The sequence below is a fragment of the Arthrobacter sp. 05L421 genome, assembly GCF_056397785.1.
On sequence record NZ_JBFTOC010000007.1, the window covers coordinates 197,740 to 206,807 of the forward strand.

The 9,068-nt window shown below is 67.7% G+C and carries 8 protein-coding genes; 2 read left to right on the forward strand and 6 right to left on the reverse strand.

The features are described 5' to 3' along the window. Positions 1-5: 5 nt before the first annotated feature. From folE to dacB, 6 genes are all read right to left on the reverse strand, one after another. The gene (gene folE, locus AC1DKQ_RS11030; protein ID WP_476919005.1) at positions 6-647 is read right to left on the reverse strand and encodes a GTP cyclohydrolase I FolE; all 642 of its coding nucleotides are present in this window, start codon (positions 645-647) and stop codon (positions 6-8) included. A 9-nt stretch (positions 648-656) separates the two neighbouring features. Then, on the reverse strand, positions 657-2,723 hold the full coding sequence (ftsH, locus tag AC1DKQ_RS11035) for an ATP-dependent zinc metalloprotease FtsH (protein ID WP_476884236.1): 2,067 nt from the start codon (positions 2,721-2,723) through the stop codon (positions 657-659). 200 nt (positions 2,724-2,923) lie between these two features. Next, positions 2,924-3,475, reverse strand: a complete 552-nt coding sequence (hpt, locus tag AC1DKQ_RS11040; RefSeq protein ID WP_277525279.1) for a hypoxanthine phosphoribosyltransferase — start codon at positions 3,473-3,475, stop codon at positions 2,924-2,926. Between the two features lie 30 nt (positions 3,476-3,505). After that, positions 3,506-4,543, reverse strand: coding sequence for a tRNA lysidine(34) synthetase TilS (tilS, locus tag AC1DKQ_RS11045; RefSeq protein WP_476919015.1), 1,038 nt, complete (start codon positions 4,541-4,543; stop codon positions 3,506-3,508). 95 nt (positions 4,544-4,638) lie between these two features. Continuing rightward, positions 4,639-5,802 (reverse strand): zinc-dependent metalloprotease, encoded by a 1,164-nt coding sequence (locus AC1DKQ_RS11050; protein ID WP_476919006.1) that lies wholly within the window; start codon positions 5,800-5,802, stop codon positions 4,639-4,641. A gap of 142 nt (positions 5,803-5,944) precedes the next feature. After that, positions 5,945-7,438, reverse strand: a complete 1,494-nt coding sequence (gene dacB, locus AC1DKQ_RS11055) for a D-alanyl-D-alanine carboxypeptidase/D-alanyl-D-alanine endopeptidase (RefSeq protein ID WP_476919007.1) — start codon at positions 7,436-7,438, stop codon at positions 5,945-5,947. Between the two features lie 141 nt (positions 7,439-7,579). Between dacB and AC1DKQ_RS11060 the strand changes: the two genes are divergently transcribed. Together AC1DKQ_RS11060 and AC1DKQ_RS11065 are read left to right on the forward strand one after the other, a co-directional pair. Then, positions 7,580-8,071, forward strand: a complete 492-nt coding sequence (locus AC1DKQ_RS11060) for an inorganic diphosphatase (protein ID WP_476884239.1) — start codon at positions 7,580-7,582, stop codon at positions 8,069-8,071. 100 nt (positions 8,072-8,171) lie between these two features. After that, positions 8,172-8,924: a DUF429 domain-containing protein gene (locus tag AC1DKQ_RS11065; RefSeq protein WP_476919008.1), complete on the forward strand. Its 753-nt coding sequence runs from the start codon at positions 8,172-8,174 to the stop codon at positions 8,922-8,924. Positions 8,925-9,068 lie beyond the last annotated feature (144 nt).

Consider the following 9,068-nt stretch of genomic DNA (forward strand, 5'->3'; position numbering starts at 1 on the left):
TGTTCTTACCTTCCGAGTATGAGGCTCATGGCTTCGGCACGGGTGGCCGGGTCATGCAGTTGCCCGCGCACTGCGCTGGTGACGGTCTTGGCGCCGGGTTTGCGGATTCCCCGCATGGACATGCACAGGTGTTCACATTCGACGACGACGATCGCGCCGCGCGGTTTGAGGTGCGTGACGAGGGCCTCGACGATCTGGGTGGTCAGGCGTTCCTGGACCTGGGGGCGCTTGGCGAACATGTCCACGAGCCGGGCCAGCTTGCTCAGGCCCGTGATCTTGCCGTCGTGGGACGGGATGTAGCCCACGTGCGCCACGCCGTGGAACGGCACCAGATGGTGCTCGCACGTGGAGTAGAACGGGATGTCCTTGACCAGAACGAGTTCCTCGTGGTCCAGATCGAAGGTGGTGGCCAGGATCTCGGCGGGGTCGTGGTGCAGGCCGGCGAACATTTCCGTATAGGCCTTGGCTACCCGCTTCGGGGTGTCCAGGAGCCCGCCGCGGTCCGGGTCCTCGCCGATGGCCAGCAGGATTTCCCGCACGGCGGCTTCGATCCTGGGGCGGTCCACCTTGGTCTTTGAATGCGCGGCTTCCCCGTCCCCCGCCGAAGCAGCGGGGGCGGGAACGTCGTCGTCGAAGTTAGAAGTCACAGAAGAAGCCTAGCCGGGATGACCATCAGTCCCGATATCCGTAGCACCGCCCTGGAAGGACTCCTGCCCGCCGACACCCTGGGCATGCGGGGGCTGGGCATCCAGGGGCTCTTCGAGCCGGGCCTGGGTAGCTTCCTCGTGCGCTTCACGCTCCGCCTTTTCGCGGCGCGACTCCACCGGTCCGGCGGACTGGAGCGTGCGGGTCTCCTTGGAAAGCCAGACGTCGCGGAAGTCGCGTTTGCGGATGTTGGTGAAGACCTGCGCGATTTCGGCCTGGTTCAGCGTCTCGCGTTCGAGCAGTTCCAGCGCGAGCTCGTCCAGTACGTCCCGGTTCTCGGTCAGGATGGCGTAGGCCTCATCATGCGCGCCGTCGATCAGGCGGCGCACCTCCTCGTCGACGATGTAGGCGATCTGGTCCGAGTAGTTGCGCTCGTGCCCGGCGTCGCGGCCCAGGAACGGCTCGCCGCCGCCCTGGCCGAGGCGAACGGACCCGACCCTTTCGCTCATGCCGAACTCGGTGACCATCTTCCGGGCGATCCCGGTGGCCTTCTCGATGTCGTTGGACGCACCCGTGGACGGATCGTGGAACACGAGTTCCTCGGCGACGCGGCCGCCCATGGCGTAGGCCATCTGGTCGAGCAGCTCGTTGCGGGTGATGGAGTACTTGTCGTTTTCCGGGACCACCATGGTGTAGCCGAGGGCACGGCCGCGGGGCAGGATGGTGATCTTGGTGACCGGGGCGGAGTTCCGCAGGGCAGCCGCCACAAGGGCGTGGCCGCCTTCGTGGTACGCGGTGACCTTGCGTTCGTGTTCCTTCATGACCCGGCTGCGCTTCTGCGGGCCGGCCATGACGCGGTCAATCGCCTCGTCGAGGGCGCGGTCATCGATCAGGTTTGCGTTGGAGCGGGCCGTCAGCAGGGCGGCCTCGTTCAGGACGTTGGCCAGATCCGCGCCCGTGTAGCCGGGGGTCTTCTTGGCAACAGCCTTGAGGTCGACGCCGGAAGCCATCGGCTTGCCCTTGGCGTGCACCTGCAAAATCTGGTCGCGGCCGATCAAATCGGGGGCCTCCACCGAGATCTGCCGGTCGAAGCGGCCCGGACGCAGCAGTGCCGGGTCCAGGACGTCGGGGCGGTTGGTGGCGGCAATCAGGATGACGTTGGTCTTGACGTCAAAGCCGTCCATTTCGACCAGCAGCTGGTTCAGGGTCTGCTCGCGCTCGTCGTTGCCGCCGCCGATGCCTGCACCGCGGTGCCGGCCGACTGCATCGATCTCATCGACGAAGATGATTGCCGGGGCGTTGGACTTGGCCTGCTCGAAAAGGTCGCGGACGCGGGAGGCGCCCACGCCGACGAACATTTCCACGAAGTCGGAACCGGAGATGGAGAAGAAGGGAACGCCGGCCTCGCCGGCAACCGCGCGGGCCAGGAGGGTCTTGCCGGTGCCCGGAGGGCCGTAGAGCAGCACGCCCTTGGGGATCTTGGCGCCGACGGCCTGGAACTTGGCCGGCTCCTGCAGGAATTCCTTGATCTCCTCAAGTTCCTCGACGGCCTCATCGGCGCCGGCGACATCGCTGAAGGTCACCTGGGGCATGTCCTTGTTGACGAGCTTGGCCTTGGACTTGCCGAACTGCATGACCTTGGACCCGCCGCCCTGCATCCGGGAGAGCAGGAACCAGAAGAGGACACCGAGCAAGAGCACAGGCACCAGCAGGGAGAAGAGCCCGGAGAACCAGTTGTTTTCGATCGGCTGGTCAGTGAAGCCGCCCGACGGTTTGGCGTCGGTGACCGCCTTGACGACGTCCTGGGCGCGGGCGTTGACGAAATAGAACTGGACGTTCTTTCCCTTGTCCTGCCCGTCGACCTGCAGGTTGTCCTTCAGGACCAGGTCCACACGGTTCTCGGCGTCGAAAATCTTGGCTTGTTCAACTTTTCCGCCGGCGCTCAGCAGTTCAAGGCCCTTGTCCGTGTCGATCCGACTCGCGCCGCCCGGCGCCAGAGTGGCAAATGCCAGTAGCAGCATGGCCACCACGACGACAATCCAGATGCCGGGGCCCTTGAAGAAACTCTTAGCTTTCATCTGTTCGGGGCTGGCCCCGTCCCTCCTGGTAGTGCTGCACGGCGACCGTTCTGCGCGCGTGGGGTGCTGCGTCAGGTTCTAGCTATACACCGTCGCACTAACTCACGCACGGCGGAGGGCAAAAGTTCCCTGTGGGCGTAGCGCGGCAGGGCCTCCCCGGCGCCCGGGTCCCGGGCGGGGGGTGCCGCTGCGTGAACGATTTACTCGTAGACGTGGGGGGCCAGGGTGCCGACGAAGTCCAGGTTGCGGTACTTCTCGGCGTAGTCCAGGCCGTAGCCTACGACGAATTCGTTGGGAATGTCGTAGCCGACGTACTTGACGTCGATCTTGACCTTGGCGGCCGTGGGCTTGCGGAAGGCGGTGCAGATTTCCACCGACGCCGTGCCGCGGGATTCCAGGTTCGTCTTGAGCCAGGACAGCGTGAGGCCGGAATCGATGATGTCCTCGACGATCAGGACATCCTTGCCCATGAGGTCGGTGTCGAGGTCCTTCAGGATGCGGACCACGCCTGAGGACTGCGTGCCGGAGCCGTACGAGGAGACCGCCATCCAGTCCATGGAGACGTGGCTGTGCAATGCACGGGCCAGGTCCGCCATGACCATGACGGCGCCCTTGAGCACGCCGACGATCAGGAGGTCGCGGCCCGCGTAGTCCTCGTCAATCTGCGCCGCGAGTTCGGTGATCCGTTGCTGGATCTGTTCCTTGGTGTAGAGAACGTGTTTGAGGTCTGCCTGGACGTCGTTTGAATCCACCAATGGCTCCTGTGTAGATGCGGGGTGCGACTAATTTCGGGGCGGCTGTTGAGGCCGGAATACAAGCTTCCCACAGCGGGCGGCTTCGCGGGGAACACCGGCGGCGGCGGTCGGCTCCGCAGCAAGGAGCTGCGCGAGCGAGAGCCGGTAGACACTGACCGCACCGGGAAGCTCCACCGGGCCGGCCGATCCCTGCCGGCGCAGCAGTGCTTCGGCCGCGAGCAGGCGCTGGTAGCTGGGCTGCTGACCTCCGACGGCGGCGGCGGCCTTGGCGATCACGCGGAACCTCACGGCCGGGGCAAGGCCGCGCAGTTCGGCCTCAGGGAGGCTGATCTCGTGTCCGGTCTGCTCGCGCAGCGTCTCGAAGGTGTCATTCGCCACCTCCTCCAGGTAGTCGGCGTCCAACTGCAGGATCGCGGCCGTGCGGGCGAGGGACTCGGCCACGCCGGGGCCGAGCTTGTCCTCAAGCAGGGGAAGCACTTCAACCCGCGTCCGGGAACGCGCGTACACCGGGTCCGTGTTGGACGGGTCGTGCCAGGGTTCCAGGGCCTCCACCCGGCAGATCTCCAGGGTATCCGCGCGACGCAGGCCCAGGAACGGGCGCAGCAGCCGGCCACGGGAGGGTCGCATCCCGGCGAGCGACCGGGTGCCCGACCCCCGCGCCAGGCCCAGCAGCACTTGCTCGGCTTGGTCATCGAGGGTGTGGCCGAGCAGGATCGCGGCTGCACCTGCCTCGTCCGCGGCGGCCTCGAGGGCCGCATGGCGGGCGTCCCGGGCAGCCGCCTCGGGGCCTGCTCCGGTGGAGGCGACGTCGACAGTCCTGATCTGCACGGGCGAGAGCCCGAGCTCCTCCAGGGTCCGGGCGGTGGTTGCGGCGACCCCGGCCGAGCCCGGCTGCAGCTGGTGGTCCACGACGACGGCGCCGACGGACACTGGGTGGCCGTCCACGTGGCCGCGGCGGCAGAAGTAGGCGGCGACGGCGGCGAGGGCCAGCGAGTCCGGCCCGCCGCTGCAGGCGACCAGGACGCGGTCCGGGTAGCCGGCCCCGGCCAGGGCGTCCTGCAGCATTTTCCGCGCCGTGCCGACCACCGGCGCGAGGCGGCCGGGCCGGCGTCGTCCGCTGGAAACCGAAGTGGAACCGGCGTTACGGGCAGTCATGGCTGCTAGAGGCCCATCCGGTCGAGCCAGAGCTTGGAGTCGTGGATCTCTGGTTCGCTGGGAAGGTTCTGGGCGGACTCCCAGACCCTGTTGAAGCCTGCCATGCCGGCGGCGTCCACCACTTCCCGCACGAACTTGGCGCCGTCGCTGTACTGGCGCATCTTGGCGTCGAGGCCAAGCAGGTTGCGGATGAATTTCTCGATCACGCCGCGGTCCTGGCCGCGGGCGTTGAAACGCTGCCGGATGGTCTTCACCGACGGGACAATGCTGGCGTCCACGGCGTCCATGACCACGTTGGCGTGCCCCTCGAGCAGGCTCATCAGGGCCGTCAGGCGGGACAGGGCCGCCTTTTCCTCCGGGTTCTGGAGCAGATCCAGGATGGCGCCGCGTCCGGGCGCGGCACCGGGGGCCGCGCGGTCCTTCAGCGACTTCGCGGCCGCGGAGGCCCGTTCCATCAATGAATCGACGTTGCCCAGCAGCAGCCCGCTGAGGTTTTCGATCTCCTGGAGCATGTGGTGCCGCAGCCACGGGGCCGCGGCGAACTGCACCCGGTGGGTCTGTTCGTGGAGGCAGACCCAGAGCCGGAAGTCCGCGGGCTCGACGTTCAATTCGCGTTCCACGGAGATGATGTTCGGCGCTACGAGCAGCAGACGGCCGGACGCGGGGGCGGTGGAGTTCTCGGCCAACGCGGAGAAGGGATCGTACTGGCCCAGGACCTTGCTGGAAAGGAAGGCCAGGATGGCGCCGAGCTGGCTGCCGGTGATGGCCGCGCTGACGCCTGCGGCTCCGGGGCTGAGGGATCCGCGGCCCTCCAGCAGCTTTTCCATGGCCGGCCGAAGCATGACGGCGAAGCTCTGCGTGTTGGCCTTGGCCCATGAGGCCCTGTCCACCACCAGGACCTCGGAGTCGCGCAGGTCCCGTGCTGCGTCAAGGCCGGTGATGTGGTGGACGTGCGGCACGGAGATATCCGCCATGAGCCGCAGGTTTTCGACGGCGGCGCCGATCTCGGCAGCGCCCAGGACAGGGCCGGCCGGTGTCAGGCGGGCTGCGGTGGACGCGGCGAGCTCCCAGTTGATGAGACCTTGGGCCTGGACCGATGCCTCACTTGTTGTCCCACTCGGAGTCTTTGGTGATGGATGGCTTGATGTCTCGCGTGCAGAGGGCTCCATGTGATCCATCAGAACACAGGGGCCCGACAATCCGCCTTAATTTTCGCTGACCGGCGAACCGGCCGGTCCCACGTCCCAAGTGGCATCGGGCCTAGCGGACACCGGATTCCAGGCGGGCATGGGTTCCAGACGGGCCGACCCGTCAGCGGCAGCCGCAGCCGGCGAGGACGGCGGCGGAACGGTCCAGCGCGGCCTTGTTCGCGGCGCCGGGGGTCAGTCCGTTGCCGACGAAGGAAAAGACCAGAAGCCGGCCGTCGGCGTCGACGACGTAACCACTGAGCGCAATGACCGTGTTCAGCGTGCCCGTCTTGGCGCGGACCAGCCCGGCGCCCGATGCCGAACCCGCATCCGCGTACCGGTCCCCCAGCGTTCCGGTGAGCCCGGCGACCGGGAACCCGGTCAGGGCCGCGCGCAGCCGGGCGTCCGTCCCCGAGGTCATGGTCCGGACCACGTCCGTGAGCTGCCGGGCCGAGACCCGGTTGGCCAGGGCCAGGCCGGAGACATCCGCGGCCCGGAGCCCGTCAGTGGGAACGCCCATGTCCTTGACCTGCGCCAGCACGGCGGTAATGGCCTCGTCGCTGCTGCCTGGCCGGCCGGCGCCGAGGGCCGTCATCCGACCCATCACCTCGGCGAGGTAGTTGTCCGAGGTCTGCAGCATAAAGTCCACCTGCTGCCCCACCGTGGCGGACTGCACCTCGGCCAGGACCTTGGCGTGTGCGCTGTCGGGTGCATTGGCGGGCTTGATCCGGGCGACCCCGGGGGCCACGGACAGTCCATTGTCCGCCGCGGCCGCCTTGAGCCGGGCTGCGAACGCCGTGGCGGCGGTCATGGCGGCGTCCTGCGGGCGCGGTCCGGTGGTCTTGGCGGGATCGAACCTGGCGGAGTTCAGTGCCAGCGGGTACAGCGGAGCCATCTCCCCCGCGGCGACGTCCTCGGGGCTCCACACCTGGCTGAGCGACGGGCCACTGAAGAGGGAGTCATCCAGCAGGACGCTCACGGTGCCGGTCACGCCGCCGGCCTTGAGGGCAGCGGCCGTGGCCTCGGCGAGCGTGGCGAGCCCGGCGCGGCCTAGAACGGCTCCGGGGGCGGATGTTCCGGCGCCCAGGAGGACGTCGCCCCCGCCTGTGAGGACCACCGAGCCGGGGGTGGGCCCTGCCAGCACACGGGTGCTGAAGCGGCGGTCCGGGCCCAGGACGCGCAGGGCCGCGCCCGCTGTGAGGAGCTTCATGTTCGACGCCGGAATGCGGGCCTTGTCTGCCCCGCGTTCAAAGAGCACCTGGCCGGTGGTGGCGTCCTGGACGATCCCGGTGAAGGTGCCGGCGCCGTCGGGCTTAAGGGTTCCATTGAGCCGCGCCGCGAGGGCGGCGCCGGTGGGGAGGGGCGCGGTGCCGCTGAGGGGCCCGATTCCGCCGCCGCTGCCGCCGGGGACGCTCAGCGTAGCGGGAATCTGCTGCCACGCTAGTGCTGTCGGCGCGGCTTCGGAGGGCCGTTCCGGCCCGAGGAATGCCGGGGCGATGGCGATGCCGGCTGGCAGTGCCACGGCCACCACCAGGAGGGTCTGGAGCAGCAGTGCCGGGATCCCGTGAGGCCTGCCGGGTGCCTGTTCGGGGCCCTCGCCGCTGGTTCTCGGTTTCATGCTGCTGCTGATCCTTAGTCCTGAAATGTCCCCACTAGTTCCTGAAACCAGCGCCTCTCGCTATATCCTCAATAGTAGTCGGCGGCACCGACAGCCTTTATGCACGTGCCGCGCACCCCTGAATTTGTCAAGGAGCATTCCATGAAGCATGACGTGACCATCGAGATCCCCAAGGGATCGCGCGTCAAGTACGAAGTCGACCACGAGACCGGCCGTGTCCGCCTGGACCGCGTCCTGTTCACGTCGATGCAGTACCCCACCCACTACGGTTTCTTCGAGAACACCCTGGGTGAGGATGGGGATCCGCTGGACGCACTGGTGCTCCTGCAGGACTTCGACCTCTACCCCGGCGTGATCGTCGAGTCCCGCCCGATCGGCGTTTTCAACATGACCGACGACGGCGGCGGCGACGCCAAGGTCCTGTGCGTCCCGACCGATGCCCGGTTCGACCACATCAACGAGATCAGCGATGTCAGCGAGTTCCTGATCAAGGAAATCGAGCACTTCTTTACCCGCTACAAGGACCTGGAGCCGGGCAAGTGGGTCAAGGCCGAGGGCTGGGGCGACCGCGCCGCAGCCGAAGCCGAACTGGCTGCTTCCATCAAGCGCTACGTGCCGGCGGCCGGTCACTGACTGTTCCTGCACTCCAACGCGGGGTCACTTACCGCCCATCCGGACCTCCGGAACGGGCGGGGAGTGACCCCGCGTTTTTTGATTGTGGGCGGGTGCAACGGTGAGGACCCTCGGCGTCGACCTCGCTGCTGCCACGAAGAAGACGGCGGTGGCCGTCATCGAGTGGGCCGACGGCGCGGCACGCCTGGCGCAGCTGTCCCTGGGCGTGGGCGACGAGGAGATCGTTCGCCTCTTCGGCACCAGCGACATGACCGGGATTGATTGCCCCTTGGGCTGGCCGGACGCGTTTCTTCCCTTTATCGCCGGGCACCTGTACTTCGACGCCCATCCGGTGCTGGATTATGACGGGATCGAAGGCCGCCGGCTGCTGGCCTACCGGGACACCGACAGATTCGTCACCGCTCAAACGGGCCTGATCCCGCTCAGCGTCTCCGCGGACCGGCTGGCCCACCCGGCGATGCGTTGCGCCGTCATCCAGGCAAAGATCGCCCAGGACTACGGGCCGCAGGCCCGGGACGGCAGCGGCCGGCTGGCCGAGGTGTACCCGGCCGCGTCGCTGAAATTGTGGGGCCTGCCGACCCGCGGCTACAAGGGGCGGGGCGCACCGGAAACGGAACGGCTGGCAGTGGCCCTGGACGCGCTGTCGGCCGCCGCGCCGTGGCTGGACCTGGCCGGACACGATGACCGGCTGGCCGCCTCCGATGACATGTTTGACGCCGTCATCGCCTCCCTGACCGGGCGGGCAGTGGCCCTGGGCAGGACACTGCGCCCCGTAAGCGGACATTCCGCCGCCGCCCTGACCGAGGGCTGGATCCACCTCCCCCGGGGCGGCCTGCAAGAACTCGCTGGCTAGACGATATGAAGTGTGGTGATCGCCTGACGTAGGACTGGAACCCCGGGTTCAAAGAGGTTCGTGGGTTGCCGGTCCACGGTCTGTTCCGCAATCTGGTGCGGGGTGTGGACTGGTAGAGCCACATTTGAACGTCTGGAGGTTCCA